General features: G+C 62.6%; 25 protein-coding genes. 2 read left to right on the top strand and 23 right to left on the bottom strand.

The window, feature by feature from the left end; translation table 11 throughout:
* Positions 1–3 precede the first annotated feature (3 nt).
* From ccmI to ccmA, 9 genes are all read right to left on the bottom strand, one after another.
* Positions 4–1,221, bottom strand: coding sequence for a c-type cytochrome biogenesis protein CcmI (ccmI, locus tag KCX70_RS08470; protein ID WP_212619888.1), 1,218 nt, complete (start codon positions 1,219–1,221; stop codon positions 4–6).
* A complete protein-coding gene (locus tag KCX70_RS08465; RefSeq protein WP_212619887.1) occupies positions 1,218–1,691 on the bottom strand; it encodes a cytochrome c-type biogenesis protein in 474 nt (157 codons plus the stop codon). Before KCX70_RS08465 ends, ccmI begins: the two co-directional genes overlap by 4 nt.
* Positions 1,688–2,218, bottom strand: coding sequence for a DsbE family thiol:disulfide interchange protein (locus KCX70_RS08460; RefSeq protein WP_212619886.1), 531 nt, complete (start codon positions 2,216–2,218; stop codon positions 1,688–1,690). Before KCX70_RS08460 ends, KCX70_RS08465 begins: the two co-directional genes overlap by 4 nt.
* A 1-nt stretch (position 2,219) precedes the next feature.
* Positions 2,220–4,193: a heme lyase CcmF/NrfE family subunit gene (locus KCX70_RS08455; RefSeq protein WP_212619885.1), complete on the bottom strand. Its 1,974-nt coding sequence runs from the start codon at positions 4,191–4,193 to the stop codon at positions 2,220–2,222.
* Positions 4,190–4,657, bottom strand: a complete 468-nt coding sequence (gene ccmE / locus KCX70_RS08450) for a cytochrome c maturation protein CcmE (protein ID WP_021207759.1) — start codon at positions 4,655–4,657, stop codon at positions 4,190–4,192. Before ccmE ends, KCX70_RS08455 begins: the two co-directional genes overlap by 4 nt.
* Complete coding sequence (gene ccmD / locus KCX70_RS08445) at positions 4,654–4,830, bottom strand: heme exporter protein CcmD (RefSeq protein ID WP_021207758.1); 177 nt, start codon at positions 4,828–4,830, stop codon at positions 4,654–4,656. The genes ccmE and ccmD overlap by 4 nt, the downstream gene beginning before the upstream one ends.
* Positions 4,827–5,582 (bottom strand): heme ABC transporter permease, encoded by a 756-nt coding sequence (locus KCX70_RS08440; protein ID WP_212619884.1) that lies wholly within the window; start codon positions 5,580–5,582, stop codon positions 4,827–4,829. Before KCX70_RS08440 ends, ccmD begins: the two co-directional genes overlap by 4 nt.
* 151 nt (positions 5,583–5,733) lie before the next feature.
* Positions 5,734–6,405: a heme exporter protein CcmB gene (gene ccmB / locus KCX70_RS08435; RefSeq protein ID WP_021207756.1), complete on the bottom strand. Its 672-nt coding sequence runs from the start codon at positions 6,403–6,405 to the stop codon at positions 5,734–5,736.
* Positions 6,402–7,037 (bottom strand): cytochrome c biogenesis heme-transporting ATPase CcmA, encoded by a 636-nt coding sequence (ccmA, locus tag KCX70_RS08430; protein WP_212619883.1) that lies wholly within the window; start codon positions 7,035–7,037, stop codon positions 6,402–6,404. The genes ccmB and ccmA overlap by 4 nt, the downstream gene beginning before the upstream one ends.
* Before the next feature lie 132 nt (positions 7,038–7,169).
* Between ccmA and KCX70_RS08425 the strand changes: the two genes are divergently transcribed.
* Positions 7,170–8,693: a flagellar hook-length control protein FliK gene (locus tag KCX70_RS08425; protein WP_212619882.1), complete on the top strand. Its 1,524-nt coding sequence runs from the start codon at positions 7,170–7,172 to the stop codon at positions 8,691–8,693.
* Positions 8,690–9,013, top strand: a complete 324-nt coding sequence (locus tag KCX70_RS08420; protein WP_212619881.1) for an EscU/YscU/HrcU family type III secretion system export apparatus switch protein — start codon at positions 8,690–8,692, stop codon at positions 9,011–9,013. The genes KCX70_RS08425 and KCX70_RS08420 overlap by 4 nt, the downstream gene beginning before the upstream one ends.
* On the opposite strand, the gene KCX70_RS08415 is transcribed toward KCX70_RS08420, so the two are convergent.
* From KCX70_RS08415 to flhF, 14 genes are all read right to left on the bottom strand, one after another.
* Positions 8,994–9,434 (bottom strand): rhodanese-like domain-containing protein, encoded by a 441-nt coding sequence (locus KCX70_RS08415; protein WP_212619880.1) that lies wholly within the window; start codon positions 9,432–9,434, stop codon positions 8,994–8,996. The two genes, KCX70_RS08420 and KCX70_RS08415, sit on opposite strands and share 20 nt — an antisense overlap.
* A gap of 146 nt (positions 9,435–9,580) precedes the next feature.
* Positions 9,581–9,994 (bottom strand): DUF2802 domain-containing protein, encoded by a 414-nt coding sequence (locus KCX70_RS08410; protein WP_102851042.1) that lies wholly within the window; start codon positions 9,992–9,994, stop codon positions 9,581–9,583.
* 3 nt (positions 9,995–9,997) lie between these two features.
* A complete protein-coding gene (locus KCX70_RS08405) occupies positions 9,998–10,477 on the bottom strand; it encodes a chemotaxis protein CheW (protein ID WP_212619879.1) in 480 nt (159 codons plus the stop codon).
* 86 nt (positions 10,478–10,563) lie between these two features.
* On the bottom strand, positions 10,564–11,400 hold the full coding sequence (locus KCX70_RS08400; RefSeq protein ID WP_102851043.1) for a CheW domain-containing protein: 837 nt from the start codon (positions 11,398–11,400) through the stop codon (positions 10,564–10,566).
* A gap of 86 nt (positions 11,401–11,486) precedes the next feature.
* Complete coding sequence (locus KCX70_RS08395) at positions 11,487–12,275, bottom strand: ParA family protein (RefSeq protein ID WP_021207748.1); 789 nt, start codon at positions 12,273–12,275, stop codon at positions 11,487–11,489.
* An 88-nt stretch (positions 12,276–12,363) separates the two neighbouring features.
* On the bottom strand, positions 12,364–13,191 hold the full coding sequence (gene motD, locus KCX70_RS08390) for a flagellar motor protein MotD (RefSeq protein ID WP_212619878.1): 828 nt from the start codon (positions 13,189–13,191) through the stop codon (positions 12,364–12,366).
* Positions 13,192–13,342: 151 nt separating this feature from the next.
* Positions 13,343–14,083, bottom strand: coding sequence for a flagellar motor protein (locus KCX70_RS08385; RefSeq protein WP_212619877.1), 741 nt, complete (start codon positions 14,081–14,083; stop codon positions 13,343–13,345).
* Complete coding sequence (locus KCX70_RS08380; protein WP_212619876.1) at positions 14,083–15,189, bottom strand: protein-glutamate methylesterase/protein-glutamine glutaminase; 1,107 nt, start codon at positions 15,187–15,189, stop codon at positions 14,083–14,085. The genes KCX70_RS08385 and KCX70_RS08380 overlap by 1 nt, the downstream gene beginning before the upstream one ends.
* Positions 15,190–15,238: 49 nt before the next feature.
* Positions 15,239–17,413 carry a chemotaxis protein CheA gene (locus KCX70_RS08375; protein ID WP_212619875.1) on the bottom strand — a complete coding sequence of 725 codons (2,175 nt, stop codon included), beginning with the start codon at positions 17,411–17,413 and terminating at the stop codon, positions 15,239–15,241.
* Positions 17,414–17,425: 12 nt separating this feature from the next.
* Complete coding sequence (locus KCX70_RS08370) at positions 17,426–18,220, bottom strand: protein phosphatase CheZ (RefSeq protein ID WP_102851047.1); 795 nt, start codon at positions 18,218–18,220, stop codon at positions 17,426–17,428.
* Positions 18,221–18,243: 23 nt separating this feature from the next.
* Positions 18,244–18,618, bottom strand: coding sequence for a chemotaxis response regulator CheY (locus KCX70_RS08365; protein ID WP_172830728.1), 375 nt, complete (start codon positions 18,616–18,618; stop codon positions 18,244–18,246).
* A gap of 114 nt (positions 18,619–18,732) precedes the next feature.
* A complete protein-coding gene (fliA, locus tag KCX70_RS08360) occupies positions 18,733–19,458 on the bottom strand; it encodes an RNA polymerase sigma factor FliA (RefSeq protein WP_102851048.1) in 726 nt (241 codons plus the stop codon).
* Between the two features lie 14 nt (positions 19,459–19,472).
* Positions 19,473–20,303, bottom strand: coding sequence for a flagellar synthesis regulator FleN (gene fleN / locus KCX70_RS08355; RefSeq protein WP_102846138.1), 831 nt, complete (start codon positions 20,301–20,303; stop codon positions 19,473–19,475).
* Between the two features lie 91 nt (positions 20,304–20,394).
* Positions 20,395–21,675, bottom strand: coding sequence for a flagellar biosynthesis protein FlhF (flhF, locus tag KCX70_RS08350; RefSeq protein WP_212619874.1), 1,281 nt, complete (start codon positions 21,673–21,675; stop codon positions 20,395–20,397).
* Positions 21,676–21,690: the final 15 nt, after the last annotated feature.

The raw sequence follows: 21,690 nt of genomic DNA, 5'->3' as shown, positions 1-21,690 counted from the left end.
CGATCAGGGCGCCTCCGATTGATCGATGGTCAGCTTGGCCACGCCTTCCGCGCTCGGCGCCAGCGGGCCACTGCTGCCCTGCCATTGGCCGTGAGTGGCGTTGCCATCGCGCGAGATGCGGGCGACCAGCTTGACCTGTTCGAAGTTGGACAAGCGAAGCTGTGGTGTCATTGCATCGGCATCGCTCAAATTGACGGTCGCGGGCAGATCGGCCACCGTCAGCCGCTTGACTGCAAGCGGCATCGGCGGGCCGGACAGCGCACGGGCAAAGACGAACACCGTGTCGGTGGGGCTCACCTTGTCGGCCAACGCGGCATCCAGTCGGACTTCGACGGTCAATCCCGCATCCGCAGGCGCCGCCGCTTCGCCAGCCGGCTTCTCCACGCTCGCCGTCGCAGGCTCGCCAAGCTGTTCACGCGCCCTGGCGATACCACCCTGAATGGCGGCCCGCGACGGGTCTTCGACGGGCAGGGTTGCCACCAGCCGCTCCCAGTAGCCTATCGCTTCCTCGAAGCGCTGTTCTTCAAAGGCGGCAATACCCAGCAAGCCGAGACTGGTGACCTCATGCGGATCACCCTGCAAGGCCTCGTCGGTCAACGCCTGCATCTTCGGCGACCACTGGCGATTCTCGGCGAAATACAGGGCCTGCGCCCATTGCCCAAGGAGGTCCGGCTGACGGTCCGCGATGCTGATCAACCGCTCGTAGGCGGCCGCAGCGTCGGCCGGACGGTCCTCGCGCATATAGGCGCGCGCCAGGAAATACCAGGCCTCGGCGGATTCGGGTTGAGCCTTCACCGCCCGCTCCAGGCGCCCGACCATCTCTTCCATGGACTGAGGTTGGTCGGCGAACTCCCGCGCCAGCTGCAACTTATCGCTCGCCCCCCAGTGCAGGTACAGTCCGTAGCCCAATAACGGCATGACGATCGCAGCGATCAGCGGAATGGCTCGGCCCAGGTTGTTGCGACGATGGGTATCGCTACCCTCGGTATCGTCCAACAGTTCGCGCGCAGCATCCGCCCGCCCCGCCTCGAACTGTTCCGCGCTGAGCGTGCCGGCCGCGTGCTGGCCAGCCAGCTCGGCGAGCCGCTCTTGGTAGAGTGCGACGTTGAGTGCGGTGCGATCCTCTTCGGCTTGTGAATGACGGCCTCGCATCAACGGCAACAGCAGGAACGCCAGGGCGACCAGCAACAGCAGGCCCGCGCCTATCCAGAAATCGATCATGGTTGTTTTCTATCCAGCAACGTGGCGAGGCGCTTGCGCTCGGCCTCTGAAAGGGTCTTCGACGATGAATCGCTGGCGCTTCTCCGGCGCCGCGCCAGGATGAACGCGAGCACGCACAAGCCGAGCACCAGCAGCGCGTAGGGGCCATACCAGAGCACGATCGTCTTGGCATTGACCGGGGGCTTGTAGCGCACGAAGTCACCGTAACGAGCCACGAGGTAGTCAACGATCTGCTCGTTGCTCTGCCCTGCTTCGACCATGCGGTAGATTTCGCGACGCAGGTCCGTCGCGATGGGAGCGTTGGAGTCGGCGATGTTCTGGTTCTGGCATTTCGGGCAGCGCAGTTCTTCCACCAGCGTGCGGTAGCGCTCGCGCTCGGCGTCGGTATTGAATTCATAGGCGTCGATCGCCGCCTGCACGCTGCCCACCAGGCACAGCGTCAGCAGTATCCCGCGAATCAGCTGCTTCATTCTTCCATCAGCTCCTGATACAGGGCGGCAAGCTGCTCACGCCAGACGCGTTCGTCGATGACTCCCACGTACTTGTGGCGGATGATGCCCTGCTTGTCGACGATGAAGGTTTCGGGCGCGCCATACACACCCAGATCCAGGCCCAGGCTGCCCTGCGCATCACTGATGTTCAGTTGATAGGGGTCGTGGAACTCGCGCAGCCACTTCTGCGCCGCCGCGTTGTCATCCTTGTAGTTGACGCCGTAGATGGTCACGCCCTGCTTGGCCAGCTGGTTGAGCACCGGGTGCTCGACCTTGCAGGCCACGCACCAGGTTGCCCAGACGTTGACCAGCGCGGGCTTGCCCTTGATGTCTTCGACGGTTATCAGCCGTTGTGAGTCTTCCACCGAGGGCAACGAGAAGGACGGCAGCGGCTTGCCGATCAGCGCCGACGGCAGCTCGGTCGGATCCAGGAACAGCCCCCGGTAGAGAAATACGGCGACTATCAGAAAGATCGCCAGCGGCAGCAACATTAACAGTCGTTTCATATCAGGCTCCTTGCTCGGCTATACCGAGCGCATCACGGACTCGAGTCCGGACCTTCACCCGATAACGCTTGTCGCTCACGCAACAGACTCCGCCGAGCGACATCAGCAAAGCACCCAGCCAGATCCAGCGCACGAAGGGTTTGACGTGGACCCTGACCGCCCAGGCGCCATTTTCCAGCGGCTCGCCGAGGGCAACGTAGAGGTCGCGAAACAGTCCGGCGTCGATCCCCGCTTCGGTCATCGGCATCTGCTGCACGGTATAGAGGCGCTTCTCCGGATGCAGCGTGGCGACCTGGCGATCGCCATCGAAGACACGAATGGTGCCCTTGTCCGAGGTGAAATTCGGACCTTCGAAATGCTTGGCGCCATCGAAGACAAAACTGTAACCGCCTAGCTGCGTCGACTCACCAGGTGCCAACCGCAGGTCACGCTCGTCGCTCTGCTGGCTGGTGAGTACTACGCCCAATGCGCAGACGACCAGGCCGAAGTGCGCCAGCTGCATGCCCCAATAGCTCGGGGCCAAGCTGCGCATGCCCTTGAGCAGGCCTTTGTGGCGTGTCTTGTCCAGCAGGTCACGAACACCCGCACTGACCACCCAGGCCGCCAGCAGACACACCGCCAGCACGGCCCAGTGGAAGTCGGCGAACAGCATCGAGCCCAGTCCGCCGAGCACGGCGCTGGTAATCAGCACCGGCGTAAGCATGCCGACCAGCCATTTCACCGGCGTATCCTTCCAGCGCGCCAGGACGCCTACGCCCAGGGCGAGCAGCAGCGCACCGACAAGCGGCAGGAACATGGCGTTGAAGTAGGGAGGCCCCACCGAGAGCTTGCTGTTGGACAGCGCATCGAGCAGCAGCGGATACAAGGTGCCCAGGAGAATCATCGAGGTGGCGACGACCAGCAGCAGGTTGTTGACCAGCAGCAGCGTCTCGCGTGACCACAGCCCGAAGCCGATCTGGCTCTTGACCACCGGCGCACGCAACGCAAAGAGCGTCAGCGAGCCGCCGATCACCACCAGCAGGAAGGCCAGGATGAAGACCCCGCGCGCCGGATCGGTGGCAAAGGCATGGACCGATGTCAGCACACCGGAGCGAACCAGGAAGGTCCCCAGCAGGCTGAGCGAGAACGCGGCAATCGCCAGCAGGACCGTCCAGCTCTTGAACGCCCCACGCTTTTCCGTGACCGCCAGCGAGTGGATCAACGCGGTTCCCACCAACCAGGGCATGAACGAGGCGTTTTCGACCGGATCCCAGAACCACCAGCCGCCCCAACCGAGCTCGTAGTAGGCCCACCAGGAGCCCAACGCGATACCCGTGCCGAGGAAGGCCCAGGCAATCAGTGTCCAGGGGCGCGACCAGCGAGCCCAGGCCGCATCCAGGCGACCGCCGAGCAATGCGGCGATAGCGAAGGCGAAGGCCACCGAGAATCCGACATAGCCCATGTACAGCATCGGTGGATGCACCACCAGCCCGAAGTCCTGCAGCAGAGGATTGAGATCGCGGCCGTCCATCGGCGCTTGCGGCAGGAGGCGATCGAAGGGGTTGGAAGTGACGATCAGGAACAACAGGAAACCGATGCTGATCAGCCCCATCACGCCCAACACCCGGGCGAGCATGTCCTCGGGCAGTTGCCGCGAGAAGATTGACACCGCGAAGGTCCAGCCCGAGAGGATGAATGCCCACAGCAGCAGCGAGCCCTCATGGGCGCCCCACACCGCGCTGAACTTGTAATACCAGGGCAATGCGCTGTTGGAATTCTGCGCGACGTAGGCGACCGAGAAATCATCCACCATGAATGCGTAAGTGAGGCAGGCGAAGGAAAACGCCAGGAAGGAGAACTGGCCCCACGCCGCCGGCTGCGCCAACCCCATCCACTGCCGGTCGCCGCGCCAGGCGCCGATCAACGGCAGGGTGCCCTGCACCACCGCCAGGCACAGCGCCAGAATCATTGCCAGATGACCAAGTTCAGGAATCATTTCGCACCCTCCTGCATGCCAGCACCGTAGGGTTTGCTCTTGCCGCTTTTTTCCAGCGCCGAGCTGACCTCGGGCGGCATGTAGTTTTCGTCATGCTTGGCCAGCACTTCGTCGGCCACCAGTACGCCCTCTTCGTTCAAGCGGCCGAGCGCGACGATGCCCTGCCCCTCGCGGAACAGGTCGGGGAGGATGCCCTGATAACGGATGGTGACCGTCTGCGCGTAGTCGGTGACGCGGAAGGTCACGGTCAACGAATCGCTGCTGCGCTGCACCGACCCCTCCTCGACCATGCCACCGGCACGGATCCGGGTGCCCTGTGGCGCCTCACCGGTGGCGATCTGGGTTGGCGTGTAGAACAGGTTGATGTTTTCTTGCAGGGCGGACAAGGCCAGCGCCACGGCGATCCCGACACCCGCCAGGATGGCCAGGATGATGTACAGACGCTTCTTGCGCACAGGATTCACTTCAATTCCTCCCGGCGCAAACGGCGCGCCTCGTCTTGCAGGTAACGACGACGCGCCAGGACCGGCAACGCCACGTTGAGAATCAGGACCGCCAGGCTGATGCCGTAAGACGTCCAGACGTAGAGGCCATGGTGACCCATGGCGACAAACTCGGAAAACGACGAAAAATTCATGATGCCCGACCCACCAGCGCCTTGATTTCAGCCTTGACCCAGCTGCTTCGAGATTCACGGCGCAGCACTTCCAGGCGCATGCGCATCAACAGGACAGCGGCGAAGAAGCAATAGAACCCGATCACCATGACCAACAGCGGTAGCCACATTTCTACCGGCATCGCCGGCTTTTCCGTGACGCTGAAGGTGGCCGGCTGGTGCAGGGTATTCCACCATTCGACCGAGTACTTGATGATCGGGATGTTGATCACGCCGACAATCGACAGCACGGCGCAGGCCTTTGCCGCGCTGTCGCGGTTGCTGATGGCCTGGCCCAGCGCGATCACGCCGAAATAGAGAAACAGCAGGATCAGCATCGAGGTCAGGCGCGCATCCCAGACCCACCAGGCGCCCCAGGTCGGCTTGCCCCATACGGCACCGGTGACCAGCGCGATGAAAGTCATCCAGGCACCAATGGGGGCGGCCTGCTGCAGTGCGACGTCGGCCAGCTTCATCTTCCAGACCAGCCCGACCACGCCGGCCACGGCCAGCATGACGTAGATCGATTGCGCCAGAAACGCCGCGGGCACGTGGATATAGATGATCCGGAAGCTGTTGCCCTGCTGGTAGTCCTGCGGTGCGAAAGCCAGCCCCCAGACCGTCCCCGCGACGATCAGCAGCAACGCCGCCCAGGCCAGCCACGGCAGCCAGCGGCTGCTGATCTCGTAGAACCATTTGGGCGAACCCAGTTTGTGGAACCATGTCCAGTTCATAGCGCCTGCCTCACATCCAACACGCCGGCCGATACTGCTCCGAAACCGGACAGTCGCCTCTTATTCGCGATCAATAAATTCATCGTTGTACTGGCCGCCCATCGAATCGGCGCATCGGTTACGCTCCCGGAAAGATACATCGTGCAGTCGGTCACTCGCCGACGCTTATTTTCAGCCCGGCGGCTATGGCAAAGGGTGTCAGGGTAACCGCCAGCACCGTCAGGCTGGCCAGCCACAACAGGTAGCCCAGAGCAGGTAACCCCTGCAGTGCCGCCTGCAACGCCCCGCTGCCGAGTATCAGCACCGGTATATAGAGTGGGAGGATCAGCAACGCCAACAGCAGCCCACCTCGCTTGAGCCCGACGGTCAGTGCCGCACCGACCGCGCCCAGCAGGCTCAGGATCGGTGTGCCGAGCAACAGCGACATCAGCAGTACCGGCAGCGCGCTGGCCGGCATGCCCAGCATCAGGCCCAGCAGCGGCGCCAGCAGCACCAGCGCCAGACCGGAAAACAGCCAGTGTGCCAGCACCTTGGCGAGCACCAGAAGCGCCAGAGGGTGCGGCGAAACGACCCACTGCTCAAGCGAGCCATCCTCGAAATCGCTCCGAAACAGCCCATCCAGCGAGAGCAGCACGGCCAACAATGCGGCAACCCAGATCAAGCCGGGCGAGATGCTCTGCAACAATTGCGATTCGGGACCGACCGCCAGCGGAAACAGCGCGATGACGATGGCGAAGAACACCAGAGGGTTGGCCAGCTCGGCCGGACGGCGGAACAATAGACGGGACTCGCGCGCGAGCAACAGCGTGAAAACATTACTCATGCGGCTCGCTGCCCCAAATCGATCTCGCGGAAGCCGGCCGGTTTCTCGGCCAGCGAATGGTGGGTCGTCAGCACGACCATTCCTCCGCTTTCGCAGTGCGCGGCCAGGTGCCGCTCCAACTGCGCCACACCGCTCTTGTCCAGCGCGGTGAACGGCTCGTCGAGAATCCACAGCGGCGGCGGCGATAGATACAGACGGGCCAGCCCGACACGTCGCTGCTGGCCGGCCGATAACGTATGACAGGGCACGTCCTCGAAGCCGCGCAACCCGACCGCAGCCAACGCTTGCCAGATCTCGTCACGCGTCGCAGGCTGGTGCAAGGCGCACAGCCAGGTGAGATTTTCCTCGGCAGTGAGCAACCCCTTGATGCCCGCCGCATGGCCGATCCACAACAGGTTGCGCGCCAGTTCGCCGCGCTGGCTTTCCAGCGCCCGGCCCTTGAGCAGCACCTCGCCGGCGGTCGGCTGCATCAGACCGGACAGCAGCCGCAGCAGGCTGGTCTTGCCGCTGCCGTTGGGGCCGGCGATCTGCAACATTTCCCCTTCGGCTATCCGCAGGTCTAACCTCTCGAACAGGAGACGCCAGTCCCGCTCGCAGGACAGCGCCACAGCTTCTAGAAAGGGACTGGACACGCTAGGGCTACCTCAAGATGGAGAGAGCCCAGCCGCTATACCGATGGCAGGCCGGGCGGCCGGAATTATACATGCCGAGCCCGCGCACCAAAGGCCACAACGGCGAAAGGTTGTAAGAGCATTTAAGTAATAATGACCGAGATCAAGAGCACTCAGGCAATCGCCCCCTCGGGCCCGCCCCGTCCCGCGACGACCTCGACCGAGATGGTGTTGAAACTGCTGCAGCCGATGCAAGGCTTGCTCGCGGCCGGGGAAAGTGCCGACGCCGAGGTGGTCAGCATCAAGGAAGCGCTGCAAACATTCCAGCTGACGCTGCGCCTGACCATGAACAATGGGCGTCAGGCAACCGTCGAGACCAGCAGCCCTAAAGCGACCGCCCCAGGCACCGCCATGCTGGTTACCGCCGTTTCCGACATGCGCCTGATCGCCGCGTTGCAACCCGGCAGTCGCCAGCCGCAAAGCAGCATTGATCTCGCCCAGCTTCCGATAGGCACCGTGATACAAGGAAAAGTGACGGCCAGCCAGCAAACGCAGCAGGACGGAAAGCCCCTGTTCAAGGTCGTCATCAGCCTGCTCAATTCGCCCCTTGCAGGGCAGAAGCTGAACGTCGAGTCCGCCCTGCCCCTTGCACCAGGCAGCCTGATTACCGCACGTGTCCAGGGCGACCAGGCGTTGTCCTTCATGCCCCTGAGCGGCCGCCTCGATCAATTGGTGCTGGGCCAGCAACTGACCGAGCAGCACGGCCGGCAAGGTTCGATCGAGGGATTGCTCAACGCGCTCGGAACCGGTGCGGCATTGCCCGACTCGCTACGCGGCGCGGCCGAGCGTCTGCTCGGTCTGGTGCCGAGCATGCAGGCGCTCACCGATACCGAGACGCTGGCCCAGGCGTTGGCACGCAGCGGGGTGTTTCTCGAAGCCGGTTTGCTAAGCGGCCAGGCCGATGCGTTGCCGGCCGATATGAAAGCCTCCCTGCTCCGCCTGATCGCTCAGCTACCAGGGCTGCCGACGAGCGGACCACTCACCGCGGCACAGGCCGGCGCCGCACTGGGGCAGGCACTGCCTGCGTTTGCACGCAACGCGCTGGGGGCCCTTGGCCAGTCGAACGCACGCTACCTGGCGCAAAGCTTCCCGTTGCCGAGTCGATCGTTGCCGAACGCCGAGGAAGAAGCCGACCTGGAACTGATCCTGAAGCTCGCTGCCGCGGCGATATCTCGGCTCCAGACCCATCAATTGTCCAGCCTGGCTCAGACCCAGACCAATCCCGAGGGCGTCCAGGTCACGACGTGGCAGATCGAGATCCCGATGCGTGACCAGCGAGACATCGTCCCGCTGCAGGTCAAGTTTCAGCGCGAAGAACCGCCGCCGCAGTCGCCGAAAGACAAGCCAGACACGCTCTGGAGAGTCGAACTGGCCTTCGATGTCACGCCCCTGGGACCCTTGCAGGTCCAAGCACAACTGTTCCAGGGCAGTCTGTCGAGCCAGATATGGGCCGAACGCAGCGCGACGGCCGAGCTGATTTCAGCGGAGCTCGAGCACCTGCGCCAGCGGCTGCTCACTGCGGGATTGAACGTCGGCGAACTGGCCTGCAGGCAGGGCATGCCGCCACAGGGACCGCGCACCACCCTCGACCAACGCTTCGTGGATGAAACCGCATGACATTCGACACACCGCGCCAGGCCATCGCGCTGTCCTACGACGGCGCCAATGCACCGACGCTATCGGCCAAGGGCGACGATGAATTCGCCGAAGCGATACTGGCGATCGCCCGCGAGCACGAGGTGCCGATCTACGAGAATGCCGAACTGGTGAAGTTGCTGGCGCGCCTGGAATTGGGCGACGCCATCCCCGAGGCGCTGTATCGCACAATCGCGGAGATCATCGCCTTCGCCTGGTACCTCAAAGGCAAATGCCCCGCAGGCTTCACCGGGCAAGCGGACACACCGCTCATCCCGCGGCTCAATGGGCCTGTGCGTTGAGCGTGGTGATGCCGCTGGAGTGGCCTTTCTGCTGGGGAAAATCTGCCAATACCCAGGCGAAGTACCCCTGACGGAAGTAGAACACCTGCTCGTAACCCCACGCGACGGCGAGACGAACCGCCTCGGCACTGGCAGGACAGACCTCGCTGTCGCAGTAGACCACCAGCGGCACGCTTCTCGGCCAGTCGGCCTGCGATAACCCGAAGAACCCACGCGCCAGGTCCATGTGTACCGCGCCATCGACGTGCCCCCAGCTCCATTCGCGGCCCGGCCGCACGTCAATGAACACCGCGCCGAGCTCGTGGAGTTGTCTGGCCTGGTACACGTTGATGGTCATTGCGCCGTCGATCTCGAGTGGCGCTTCGGCCGCATTGACCCAGACCGGGCTCACCAGCAGGCACGCCATCAGAATGCGTAGCATCACATCCTCCTCCCATCCGGGCATGGGCCTGCGCCGGACACGGCGAAGCCTTGTCCAGATTGGAGGAAGCAATACCCATATCGTTCAGTGTTCCGGCATGACCGGCGGGAGTCCGTCGGCCAGCGGAACGATGGCCAGGAGGCGGGTCAGTCCGTGTTACGCCGTGTCTGATGCAGCTTGCGCATCAGTTCCGCTTCCGACTGGGACAAACCACAGAACTGCGCGAGATCGTCAGCGCTAGCGCCCATGCCGACCAGTTTGGCGGCCTGGGAGAAGGTGTAGTTATTCGGATCGCGCTGCTCGAGCTGACTGAGCTTCTCCGGCAACGGAGCAACGGTGCGCGACAGCTCGCGCAGTGTCTTGCCCATGTTGATGCTGCTTTGCTGATAATTGTCGAGCCGCGCGCCAAGCTCCTTGATACGCTGGTCACGCGCCGCATTCTCGAGCGCCTGGGCTCGCGCCATGTCCCGCTGGCGGCGAAACAACCAGATGCAGCCGCCCAGCAGAGCCAGGCAGCAAAGGGCAAGCGCGACAACTGCCGCCACCAGCGATGCGATCATCTATCAGATGCTCTCAAGTTCCGCCCATTCTTCTTCGCTCATCATCTTGTCCAGCTCGACCAGAATCAGCAGCTCGTTGTTCTTGTTGCATACGCCCTGGATGAACTTCGCCGACTCGTCGTTACCGACGTTGGGCGCGGTTTCGATCTCGGACTGGCGCAGGTAAACCACCTCGGCAACGCTGTCGACCAGAATGCCAACCACCTGACGGTCCGCCTCGATGATGACGATGCGGGTATTGTCAGACACCGCTGCCGTCTCGAGTCCGAAGCGCTGGCGGGTATCGATCACGGTGACCACATTGCCGCGCAGGTTGATGATGCCCAGCACATAGCTAGGCGCGCCTGGCACCGGCGCAATTTCGGTATAGCGCAACACTTCCTGGACCTGCATCACGTTGATGCCGTAGGTCTCGTTGTCCAGACGAAAGGTCACCCATTGCAGAACCGGATCATCGGAACCCTGCGCGGAAGTCATCTTCATAGCCCCACCTCTTCATGTACCGCAATGGCGGTCGATTCTATCGGTTACTCGGAGTGCCTGCGCGCCCCATTGATTGTTCGGTTCGTTTACGACGGGACGCCCTTGAGATGGCGCGTCGCACCACTGGCGATCAGCTCTGCAAGGGCCGTCACGTCCATCAGCGCGCACATATGCTCGATCACCGTCCCGGCCAGCCAGGGCCGCTGACTGCGCTGCGTGCGCCATTTGACTTCCTTCGGATCGAGGCGAATCGAGCGACTCACCTGATGGACTGCCAGCCCCCAGTCGTAGCCCTGCACGGAAATCACATACTGCAACCCCTCGCGGAAGTCGTCGCGATATCGCTCAGCCATCACCCAGCGAGCCGTATCCAGCACCTTCAGGTTGCCAGCCTGGCTCGGCAGAATTCCCAGAAACCAGGCGGGCTGTCCAAACAGCGGCGTCAGGTCGTGGCCTTCCAGCGGATAGATCGAACCGAGGCTCACCAGCGGGACTGCCAGGGTCAGGCCGGCCACATCGAAAAGCAGGCATTCGAAGGGTTCCTCGCCCCACTCCGGTTGGCCGCTCTGGTGCGCCGGCGGTCCGCCAGGCTGTTGGGCCTGCGGCTCGAAACTGGCGATCGGCTCGATCGGTGCCAGTGGTTGCTCTGGCTCTGTTTCGGGTTGCAACACCAGCAGCGCCTCAGGCTCGCTCTGCAACGCCACGGGCTCTACCACCGGCTTCGGCTCCGGCGTGCGTGGCGCCGTCGATCGCAGTGCGAGCACCCGCTGGACGTCGCGTTGCTGCTCTTCGAGCACGGCAGCCTGAAACTCGTCGTGACTGACCGACTCGGTCAGCTCCATCACCGCGTCCTGCAGGAGCGCGTCGAGATAGGACTGCAGCGTCTGTTGCGAACGGCTTTCTTTAAGAAGGGTACGGCTCATGAAACCAACTCGTGCGAACCAACTGGATAGGCTATCGGCCACAGCCACGATGAACTTGAACCGAGATGGGGCCCGTACGTCGTCATTCAGGCCACCTGCGGTGAAGCTTGTGCGGCCAGCAAGGTCTTGAGCAGCGCGCGGTACGCCAGCACCGCGCGGCTGTTGGGGTCATGCTGCGACGGTGTGACCCCGGCACGGCTGGCGTCGCGCAGGCGGGTATCGATTGGAATGAAAGCCTGCCAGAGATTGGCCTCGTAGTTGTTGCGCAATACCTTCAGGGTGTTCATCGATGCCTGGGTGCGCCGGTCGAACATGGTCGGCACGATGGTGTACGGCAAGGCTTGCTTGCGTGAGCGGTTGATCATGGCGAGTGTGCTGACCATCCGTTCCAGGCCCTTCATGGCGAGGAATTCGGTTTGAACCGGAATCACCAGCTGCTGGCTGGCCGCCAGCGCATTGACCATCAGCACGCCGAGCAGCGGCGGGCTATCGATGATGGCGTAATCGAAATCCTCCCAGAGCTGCGACAGGCTTTTGGCAATGACCAGGCCGAGGCCGTTCTGCCCGGGCGACTGACGCTCCAGCGTCGCCAGCACCGTGCTCGAGGGCAGCAAGGAGATACGTTCATGGCTCGTCGGCAGCAGCAGCTGCCAGGGCAGGCCTTCCGGAACGGCGCCTTGATGCTGGAACAGGTCGAAAACGCTGTGCTCGAGGTTATCCGGATCATGACCGAAATAGCTGGTCATCGAACCGTGGGGATCCAGATCGAGTGCCACGACACGCTTGCCCGAATCGGCCAGCAAACCGGCGAGCGCGATGGACGTGGTGGTTTTGCCCACTCCACCTTTCTGATTGGCTACTGCCCAGACTCTCATAACTCTCTTCCATCCGGATCGAACCAGACCGGGAACTGCCGCGCCGAGCTAGCCGGCGACGGGGATTTGACGACGCCGCACGCGGCCCCTATTGAGCCGAAGCTGGTGCAGGTTGTGTGCCAGATTGTCCGGCAGCTCCGGCAACCCGAGCATTGGCACTGCCGACGCCGGTCACGCTGCGGCGCACATCGAGATTTCGCGAAATAACCAGGATGACTCGGCGATTGCGCGCCCTCCCCTCCGCCGTCGAGTTATCGGCGATGGGCTGGAATTCACCATAGCCGACCGCCGCCAGGCGCGAGGCCTGCACACCGCCGGCCGCCAACATCCGAACCACGCTGCCGGCTCGCGCCGCCGAAAGCTCCCAGTTGGTTGGATATTTGTCGGTGCTGATGGGCAGGTTGTCGGTAAAGCCTTCCACGTGGATAGGGTTATCGAAAGGCGCCAGAATATTGGCAACCTTGTCGAGTATGCCGAACGCCATATCGTTTGGCAGCGCATCGCCACTGGGGAACAGCAAGCTGGAGTTGAGTTCGATCTCGACCCACTGCTCGTTGCCTCGCACCGTGAGCTGATGCGACCCGATAAGGTCGGCAAACGCCGCGCGCATGCTGCGTACGATGCTATCCAGAGGATCGACCGGAGCGTCACCGGCTTGCGCCGTGTCGCTGGCGCTGAGGTCCTGATGGCTGGTCCGCGGCTGCTCTTCACCGATCGGGATCGGCTTGACGGCACGATCCGGCTGGTTGAAAACGCCGACCAGCGAGTCGGACAGAATCTTGTATTTGCCTTCGTTGAGCGAGGAAATCGAGTACATCACCACGAAGAAGGCAAACAGCAACGTGATGAAATCGGCGTAGGAAACCAGCCAGCGCTCATGATTCTCCGGCTCCTCGTGCAGCCTGCGCCGCGCCATGATCAGGCGACTCCCGCAACAGACAGGCAAGCGGGCGCGAGCGCGGATCTTGTGTCGGAGCGGCGACCGATTGCGGCGTTGTTTCGAGCGTTTGCCATGTTGGTTCCCATATGCCCAGCGGCAGGAATACGCGCCGTCAGCCTCGCATCATTCAATCCATGAAGCCTTGCAGCTTCATTTCGATCGACCGCGGGTTTTCCCCCTCGGCAATCGACAGGACGCCTTCGAGCAGCATCTCGCGGTAGGCGGTGTGCTTCTGCACGACACTCTTGAGCTTGTTACCCACCGGCAGCACCAACAGGTTGGCGAAGGCGACGCCGTAGATAGTGGCGACGAATGCAACCGCGATGCCATTGCCCAGCTGGCTGGGATCGGCCAGGTTGCCCATCACGTGGATCAATCCCATCACCGCGCCGATGATACCCACCGTTGGCGAGTAGCCACCCATGCTTTCAAATACTTTCGCCGCGCGAAGATCGCGGGTCTCCTGGGTGTACAGGTCGACCTCCAGAATGCTGCGGATCACCTCCGGCTCGGCACCGTCGACCAGCAACTGCAGGCCCTTGCGCGCATAGGGGTCGGCTTCGGTTTCAGCGATCGGCTCGAGCCCCAGCAACCCTTCCTTGCGCGCAGTGGCGCTCCAGCCAGTGACCAGGCTGATACCGCCGGCCATGTCGATACGTGGCGGAAAAAAGATCCAGCCGAGAATGGCCATGGCGCGCATGAACACGGTCATCGGCGTCTGCAACAGGACGGCGCCCAGGGTGCCGCCCAGCACGATCAGGGCCGCCGGACCGTTGAGTAATGCCGAAACGTGACCGCCCTCGAGAAAGTTGCCGCCGACGATGGCAACGAACGCGAGGACCAGCCCGATCAGGCTGAGCACGTCCATCAGAGGCAGGCCTCGCTCAGGTGACGGCCGATATCGTCGAGTCCATACACCGCATCGCTGAGGTTGGCTTTAACCACCGCCATCGGCATGCCATAGATGACACAGCTGGCCTCGTCCTGCGCCCATACCTGGCTACCGCTCTGCTTGAGCATACGCGCGCCCTCTCGGCCGTCGGCGCCCATGCCGGTCAGCACGACCGCCAGCACCTTGTCGTGAAACGCCTTGGCAGCTGAGCCAAAGGTGACGTCCACGCACGGCCGGTAATGAAGCCGCTCGTCACCCGGCAAGATGCGCACCGCACCGCGCCCGTCGACCATCATTTGCTTGCCGCCCGGGGCCAGCAGTGCGAGCCCCGGACGCAGCAGGTCACCGTCTTCGGCTTCTTTCACGCGGATCTTGCAAAGCTTGTCCAGGCGCTCGGCGAACGCCTTGGTGAACGCAGCCGGCATATGCTGTATCAGCACGATAGGCGCCGGAAAACTGGCGGGCAGCTGGGTCAGCACGCGCTGAAGGGCCACCGGACCACCGGTGGAGGTGCCGATAGCCACCAGCCGATACGCCTTGCGCCGCGGCGCTGCCGATGTGGAAGTCGGGGCGTGTACGGGCGCGGCGGGGCGCGGCGCTGCCGGCGTAGCGCCGCCGGAACCGGCGGGACGCGTTAGCGACGCGCTAGCGGCTGGCGCGCTGGTGGTGCTGCTGAAACGACGGTTGCTGCGCGAGATGGTGTGGATTTTCTCGCAGAGCAGCTGCTTGACCTTGTCCGGACTGCGCGAGATGTCTTCGAAGTTCTTCGGCAAAAAGTCCACGGCGCCGGCATCCAGCGCATCGAGCGTGACACGGGCACCTTCGTGGGTAAGCGACGAAAACATCAACACCGGCGTCGGGCAGCGCTGCATTATCTGCCGCACGGCCGTGATGCCGTCCATCATTGGCATCTCGTAATCCATGGTGATGACGTCGGGTTTCAACGCCAGCGCCTGATCGATCGCTTCGCGGCCGTTGGTCGCGGTGCCGATTACCTGAATATTGGGGTCCGAAGAGAGGATCTCCGATACACGGCGGCGGAAGAAGCCTGAATCGTCCACCACCAGGACCTTGACTGCCATAAAACACTCCTAGCGGCGGCAGCGGTCGGCGAAAGCCGCTGCCTCGTGATCAGATCCGGCGCGCGTAACGCTTGAGCATGCTCGGGACATCCAGGATCAAGGCGATACGGCCGTCGCCAGTGATGGTCGCACCGGACATGCCCGGTGTGCCCTGCAGCATCTTGCCCAGCGGCTTGATCACTACCTCCTCCTGGCCGACCAGCTGGTCGACGACAAAGCCGATGCTCTGATTGCCGACGCTCAGAATGACCACGTGTCCCTCACGCTGCTCCTCGCGCTCGGCGCCTTGCACCAACCAGCGCTTGAGGTAGAACAAGGGCAGCGCCTTGTCGCGCACGATCACCACTTCCTGGCCATCGACCACGTTGGTGCGGGACAGGTCCAGATGGAAGATCTCGTTGACGTTGACCAGCGGGAAGGCAAACGCCTGATCACCCAGCATCACCATCAACGTCGGCATGATCGCCAGCGTCAGCGGTACCTTGATGACAACGCGCGAGCCCTGGCCCTTGTTGGAGAACACGTTGACCGTACCGTTGAGCTGGGAAATCTTGGTCTTGACCACGTCCATGCCAACGCCACGACCGGACACGTCGGAGATTTCCGACTTGGTCGAAAAGCCCGGAGCGAAGATCAGGTTGTAGGACTCCAGATCGCTCAGGCGCTCCGCTGCATCGCGATCGAGCAGCCCCTTCTCCACCGCCTTGGCCCGCAGGATCTCAGCGTCCATGCCCTTGCCGTCATCAGTGATCATCAGCAGGATGTGGTCGCCTTCCTGTTCGGCGGAGAGCACCACCTTGCCGATCCGCGGCTTGCCAGCCGCCTCGCGCTCTTCGGGCGTTTCGATGCCGTGGTCGACGGCGTTGCGCACCAGATGCACCAACGGATCGGCCAGGGCCTCGACGAGGTTCTTGTCCAGATCGGTTTCTTCCCCGACCAACTCCAGGTTGATCTCTTTTTTCAGGCTGCGAGCCAGATCCCGAACCAGTCGCGGGAAACGGCCGAACACCTTCTTGATCGGCTGCATGCGCGTCTTCATCACTGCGCTCTGCAGATCGGCCGTCACCACATCCAGATTGGACACGGCCTTGGCCATGGCTTCATCGCTGCTGTTGGAACCCAGCCGAACCAAGCGGTTACGCACCAGCACCAGCTCGCCGACCATGTTCATGATTTCATCGAGTCGCGCGGTATCGACCCGCACGGTCGTTTCGGCTTCGCTCGCCGGCTTTTCCGCGGCGGGAGCGGCCTTGGTCGCCGGCTCGGCCTTGGCCGGCGCCGCCTTGCTGGGCGATGGTGGCGCAGCGGGTTTCGCCGGGGCGGGCTTGTTTGCCGCCGGCGCCGGCTTTTCGACAGCGGCTACCGTCGCCTCGGGCTCGAACTTGCCTTTGCCGTGCAGTTGATCCAACAGCGCCTCGAACTCGTCATCGGTGATCTCGTCACCACCCGCCGCGGGGGTCGGCGCCGTGGGCTCCGCGGACGCCGCTGGCGCAGCGGCAGCGGGCGCTGCAAATTGCCCCTTGCCATGCAACTGGTCGAGCAACGCCTCGAATTCGTCGTCAGTAATTTCATCGCCGGCCGGGGCTTCGGTTGCCGTGACCGCTGGCGGCGCGGGATTGGCGCCGGGCTCCGCCACGAACTGGCCCTTGCCATGCAGCTGATCGAGCAGCGACTCAAATTCCTCGTCGGTGATTTCGTCCGTTGCGCCAGCGGCTGCGGCGTTCTCGGTTTCATCCAACGCGCCGAGGAACTGCTCGAACTCGCTATCGGCTGTCTCAGCGACCGGCTCGGGCTCCGGCTCCGGTGCAGCTTCGACTACCGCCTCCGGCGCTCCGCCCGGCTCGGCCAGGCGCGCCAACGCCGCGAGCAGCTCGGGCGTGGCAGGCGTAACTTCGGTCCGTTCACGCACCTGGGCGAACATTTCATTGACGGCGTCCAGTGCCTGGAGCACGACATCCATCAATTCCGAGTCGACGCGACGCTCACCCTTGCGCAGGATGTCGAAGACATTTTCGGCGATGTGGCAGCACTCCACCAACTCGTGCAGCTGGAGGAAGCCTGCGCCACCTTTTACCGTATGGAAACCGCGAAAAATCGCATTGAGCAAGGCTGTATCGTCGGGGCTGCTTTCCAGCTCCACCAGTTGCTCGGACAATAGTTCGAGAATCTCGCCGGCCTCAACCAGGAAGTCCTGGAGGATTTCTTCATCGGCGTCGAAGCTCATATTCACCTTCCCCTAAAAGCCCAGGCTCGAAAGCAGATCATCGACATCGTCTTGCCCGGATACGACATCCTCACGTATATCGGCATGCATCTGCGGACCTTCACCGTTGGAAGGCGCTTTTTCCTGTTTTTTCTTTTCCTGCTCGGCGCGCATCGCATCGCGGTCGTGCTGAATCCCCGCGACCCGGTCGACCTGCCCTGCCATCAGCACCAGATTAAGCAGGTTACTTTCGAGCTCTGTAATGAGCCGGGTCACTCTTTTGATCACCTGGCCGGTAAGGTCCTGGAAATCCTGGGCGAGCATGATCTCGCTGAGGTTCTGCGACAGCTGGCTGCCATCGTTCATGCTGCGCTGGAGAAACTGATCGATACGCTTGACCAGATCGCGGAACTGTTCGGCATTCATGTCGCGGCGCATGAAGCGCTGCCAGTCGGCAGTCAGGCTCTGGGCTTCATAGCTGACGTAGTTCACCAGCGGCGCCGATTCTTCGACCAGGTCCATGGTGCGATTGGCCGCTTTCTCGGTCATTTCCACGACGTAAGAGAGACGATCGGTGGCGTCGGTGATCGGTGACGGATCGCCGCCCGTGGCGCAGGTGTCCATCTCCAGCTTAACGATGGCGTTGTGCAGTTCACGGGTTAGTTTGCCGACCTCCTGATAGAGGCCATGGTTGCGCGCCTGATTGAGCTCGTTGAACAGTTGCGTGGCTTCTTCGAAGCGGCCCTGTTGCAGACTTTCGATCAATTGGGGTGCATGAGCCCGCAGAGTCGCTTCGAACTCCGCCAGGCTTTGGTCTGCTTGCGTCATAGTGCCCTCGCGGCGTTACTGCATCAGCCGTTGACGCGCTCGAAGATCTTTTCGATCTTCTCTTTGAGCACTTGAGCCGTGAATGGCTTGACCACGTATCCGTTAACGCCGGCCTGCGCGGCCTCGATGATCTGGTCGCGCTTGGCTTCGGCGGTCACCATCAATACCGGAAGATGCTTGAGGCGCTCATCGGCGCGCACGGCGCGCAACAGATCGATACCGCTCATGCCCGGCATGTTCCAGTCGGTAACCAGGAAATCGAAACTACCGCTTTTCAGCATCGGCAACGCCGTGGTGCCGTCATCCGCTTCGGCGGTGTTAGTGAAGCCCAGATCGCGCAAGAGGTTCTTGATGATCCGTCTCATGGTCGAAAAGTCATCGACGATGAGGATTTTCATGTTCTTGTCCAAGTACACCTCCGTAAATCCCAGAACCTGCTCACGGTCTGTTGCGGGCCTCATGAATGAAGCTCGTAAGCGGCCTCTAAAATGAAATTGCTTGCGAACCGCCCGCTAACGGGCACGCCACTCGCCGAGACGAGCCCGCAGACGCGCCGCGCACTGACTGTGCAGCTGGCTCACCCGCGATTCGCTGACCCCCAGCACTTGGCCGATTTCCTTCAAGTTCAACTCTTCGTCGTAATACAGCGAAAGCACCAGCTTCTCACGCTCGGGCAGGCTGCTGATCGCCTCGGCCAACGCTTGTTGAAAACGCTCGTCTTCAAGATCGCGGGACGGCTCCGGGTGGGCACTGGCGGCATCCTCCTCGAACTCCCCGTGCTCGCCTTCGGTCAGCAGATCATCGAAGCTGAACAGACGGCTGCCCAGGGTGTCGCCCAGAATGCCGTAGTAATCATCGAGACTCAATTTAAGTTCGGCCGCAACTTCCTGATCTTTAGCGTCGCGTCCGGTTCTGGCCTCGATGGCCCGAATCGCCTCGCTGACCATGCGCGAGTTACGGTGCACGGAACGCGGCGCCCAATCGCCCTTGCGGACCTCGTCGAGCATGGCGCCGCGAATGCGGATGCCTGCGTAGGTCTCGAAGCTGGCGCCCTTGCCGGCATCGTATTTTTTTGACGCTTCGAGCAGACCGATCATGCCGGCCTGCATGAGGTCGTCGACCTGCACGCTCGCGGGCAAGCGTGCCAGCAGGTGATAAGCGATACGCTTGACCAGCGGCGCATACTGATCGATGAGCTGGTATTGCGAGTCTTTTGCCTGAGCTTTGCTATTATACATACCGAGTCCAGCCGCTATCGTTCGTTGGAATCTGCGGCGGGCCTGACCAGGCGCTCCACAAAGAACTCTAGATGGCCGCGCGGCGTAGCCGGCAGCGGCCAGGTATCGACTTTCTGAGCAATGGCCTTGAACGCCAGCGAGCACTTGGCTCGCGGATAGGCCTCATAGACGGCGCGCTGTTTCTGTACCGCCTTGCGCACCGCCTCGTCGTAGGGGATGGCGCCGACGTACTGCAACGCCACGTCAAGGAAGCGCTCGGTCACCTTGGACAACTTGGCGAACAGGTTGCGACCTTCCTGCGGCGCATGCGCCATGTTGGCCAGCACCCGGAAGCGGCTGATGCCATAGTCGCGATTGAGCAGCTTGATCAATGCATAGGCATCGGTGATAGAAGTAGGCTCGTCGGTCACGACCAGAAGTACCTCCTGCGCGGCGCGGACGAAGCTGACCACGCCGTCGCCGATGCCGGCTGCGGTGTCGATGATCAGCACGTCGATATCGTTGCCGATATCGCTGAACGCCTGAATCAGCCCCGAATGTTGAAGGGTAGACAACTGCACCATGCTCTGGGTGCCCGACGCCGCGGGTACCACGCGAATGCCGCCTGGCCCCTGAATCATCACATCGCGCAGGTCGCACTCGCCCGCCACGACGTCGGCCAGCGTACGCTTGGCCGTCAACCCCAGCAGTACATCGACGTTGGCCAAGCCAAGGTCGGCATCGAGCAACACGACCCGGCGACCGAGTTCGGCCAGGGCCAGCGATAGATTGACCGACACGTTGGTCTTGCCAACGCCGCCTTTGCCGCCGGTCACTGCAATAACCTGTACGGGATGCATACCCATTTTCACAAACCTATTTCTTGCTGGAGCCCTTGGGCCATCGATGCGTTCAGCCCGAACGCGTCATCTTTGTGTATTGCACGGAGCAAAGCGTTCATCCAACCCGCCGTGAAGCACCGTTGTACAGACCGGAGAACATGTCAGCCATGGTTTCCTCGCTGGGATTGTCCTCCGATTGCAGGCTTACCGCGCGGCTGACCAACTGATGGCTGCGCGGCAGATGCAGATCCTCCGGAATACGCGGCCCGTCGGCGAGGTAGGCGATCGGCAAATGCTGGCTGATGCTCAGGCCCAGCACGTCTCCCAGGCTTCCGGCCTCGTCCAGTTTAGTCAGAATGCAGCCCGCCAGTCCGCAAGGCCGGTAGTTGTGCCAGGTCGCCTTGAGCACCTGGCTCTGGCTGGTCGCTGGCAATACCAGGTAGTTCTTCGACCGGATACCGCGATCGGCCAGTGCCTTGAGCTGCGCGCGCATCATCGGATCACCTGCCGGCAAGCCCGCCGTATCGATGAGGATCAGGCGCTTGCGGGCCATCGGTGCGAGCGTCTTGCTCAACGGCTGGCTGGGATCGATCTGGATGACCGGCACGTTAAGGATACGTCCCAAGGTGTTCAGTTGCTCCTGAGCGCCGATACGATAGTTGTCCATGCTCGCCAATGCGATGCTCTGCGCGCCGTGCTTGAGTACGTAGCGTGCAGCAAGCTTGGCCAGGGTCGTGGTCTTGCCGGCACCGGCCGGGCCGACCAGCGCAATGATACCGCCCTCTTCCAACGGTTCCTCTTTGGTGACCTTGATCGCTTGTGCCAGGTGCGCCAACAGCATGCGCCAGGCCTGGCGCGGCTCGGACACGGCAGCGACCTTTTCCAGCAGGGTGCGCGACAACTCGGCCGGCAGGCCGATGCGCTGCAAGCGGCGCCAGAGATTGGCCTGCTGCGGACGACGGTTCTGCTCGTGTCCCCAGGCGATCGAGCCGAGCTGCATTTCGATCAGCTCACGCAGCCCCTGCAGTTCGGACTGCATGGCTTCCATCGCTCGCGAGTCGGCAGCGACCGGAGCGGCAGCCGGCTTGGGCTGGGCGATGGCGGCAGGCTTCTCGTCAAGCAGTTGGCGATCCTTGCTCGGCTGAGCCCGCGACGGTGCGCTCAATTCGGCATGGGCGTCGGCGATACGCGCCTGAGTCTTGCGCAGCTCCGCTTCCAGCGCCGCATTCGGCTGCTTGGGCGCCACCGGCTCCATCGGGTAATCGAGCACAGCGGTCAGTTCAACGCCGCCGGCAACGCGGCGGTTGCCCGTGATCACGGCATCAGCGCCCAACTCGTCACGAATCATCTTCATGGCGATACGCATGTCGGCTGCGAAGAAACGTTTGACCTGCATGGCCTATAACCCTCG

It is taken from the genome of Stutzerimonas stutzeri (assembly GCF_018138085.1).
Classification (GTDB): domain Bacteria; phylum Pseudomonadota; class Gammaproteobacteria; order Pseudomonadales; family Pseudomonadaceae; genus Stutzerimonas; species Stutzerimonas stutzeri_AI.
Note: the sequence above shows the minus strand (reverse complement) of the source record. Positions and strands in the feature narration are given on the sequence as shown.

What these genes read in the sequence shown, in the direction of transcription:
- KCX70_RS08465 (WP_212619887.1), bottom strand. Translation starts at nt 1,691, where the DNA reads ATGAAGCAGCTGATTCGCGGGATACTGCTGACGCTGTGCCTGGTGGGC.
- KCX70_RS08365 (WP_172830728.1), bottom strand. Translation starts at nt 18,618, where the DNA reads ATGAAAATCCTCATCGTCGATGACTTTTCGACCATGAGACGGATCATC.
- KCX70_RS08395 (WP_021207748.1), bottom strand. Translation starts at nt 12,275, where the DNA reads ATGAGAGTCTGGGCAGTAGCCAATCAGAAAGGTGGAGTGGGCAAAACC.
- ccmD (WP_021207758.1), bottom strand. Translation starts at nt 4,830, where the DNA reads ATGAATTTTTCGTCGTTTTCCGAGTTTGTCGCCATGGGTCACCATGGC.
- KCX70_RS08460 (WP_212619886.1), bottom strand. Translation starts at nt 2,218, where the DNA reads ATGAAACGACTGTTAATGTTGCTGCCGCTGGCGATCTTTCTGATAGTC.
- KCX70_RS08385 (WP_212619877.1), bottom strand. Translation starts at nt 14,083, where the DNA reads ATGGACGTGCTCAGCCTGATCGGGCTGGTCCTCGCGTTCGTTGCCATC.
- KCX70_RS08415 (WP_212619880.1), bottom strand. Translation starts at nt 9,434, where the DNA reads ATGCTACGCATTCTGATGGCGTGCCTGCTGGTGAGCCCGGTCTGGGTC.
- KCX70_RS08370 (WP_102851047.1), bottom strand. Translation starts at nt 18,220, where the DNA reads ATGACGCAAGCAGACCAAAGCCTGGCGGAGTTCGAAGCGACTCTGCGG.
- KCX70_RS08400 (WP_102851043.1), bottom strand. Translation starts at nt 11,400, where the DNA reads ATGAGCCGTACCCTTCTTAAAGAAAGCCGTTCGCAACAGACGCTGCAG.
- ccmI (WP_212619888.1), bottom strand. Translation starts at nt 1,221, where the DNA reads ATGATCGATTTCTGGATAGGCGCGGGCCTGCTGTTGCTGGTCGCCCTG.
- KCX70_RS08425 (WP_212619882.1), top strand. Translation starts at nt 7,170, where the DNA reads ATGACCGAGATCAAGAGCACTCAGGCAATCGCCCCCTCGGGCCCGCCC.
- KCX70_RS08440 (WP_212619884.1), bottom strand. Translation starts at nt 5,582, where the DNA reads ATGAACTGGACATGGTTCCACAAACTGGGTTCGCCCAAATGGTTCTAC.
- ccmB (WP_021207756.1), bottom strand. Translation starts at nt 6,405, where the DNA reads ATGAGTAATGTTTTCACGCTGTTGCTCGCGCGCGAGTCCCGTCTATTG.
- flhF (WP_212619874.1), bottom strand. Translation starts at nt 21,675, where the DNA reads ATGCAGGTCAAACGTTTCTTCGCAGCCGACATGCGTATCGCCATGAAG.
- KCX70_RS08410 (WP_102851042.1), bottom strand. Translation starts at nt 9,994, where the DNA reads ATGATCGCATCGCTGGTGGCGGCAGTTGTCGCGCTTGCCCTTTGCTGC.
- KCX70_RS08420 (WP_212619881.1), top strand. Translation starts at nt 8,690, where the DNA reads ATGACATTCGACACACCGCGCCAGGCCATCGCGCTGTCCTACGACGGC.
- motD (WP_212619878.1), bottom strand. Translation starts at nt 13,191, where the DNA reads ATGGCGCGGCGCAGGCTGCACGAGGAGCCGGAGAATCATGAGCGCTGG.
- KCX70_RS08375 (WP_212619875.1), bottom strand. Translation starts at nt 17,413, where the DNA reads ATGAGCTTCGACGCCGATGAAGAAATCCTCCAGGACTTCCTGGTTGAG.
- fliA (WP_102851048.1), bottom strand. Translation starts at nt 19,458, where the DNA reads ATGTATAATAGCAAAGCTCAGGCAAAAGACTCGCAATACCAGCTCATC.
- KCX70_RS08455 (WP_212619885.1), bottom strand. Translation starts at nt 4,193, where the DNA reads ATGATTCCTGAACTTGGTCATCTGGCAATGATTCTGGCGCTGTGCCTG.
- KCX70_RS08380 (WP_212619876.1), bottom strand. Translation starts at nt 15,189, where the DNA reads ATGGCAGTCAAGGTCCTGGTGGTGGACGATTCAGGCTTCTTCCGCCGC.
- fleN (WP_102846138.1), bottom strand. Translation starts at nt 20,303, where the DNA reads ATGGGTATGCATCCCGTACAGGTTATTGCAGTGACCGGCGGCAAAGGC.
- KCX70_RS08405 (WP_212619879.1), bottom strand. Translation starts at nt 10,477, where the DNA reads ATGAAGATGACTTCCGCGCAGGGTTCCGATGATCCGGTTCTGCAATGG.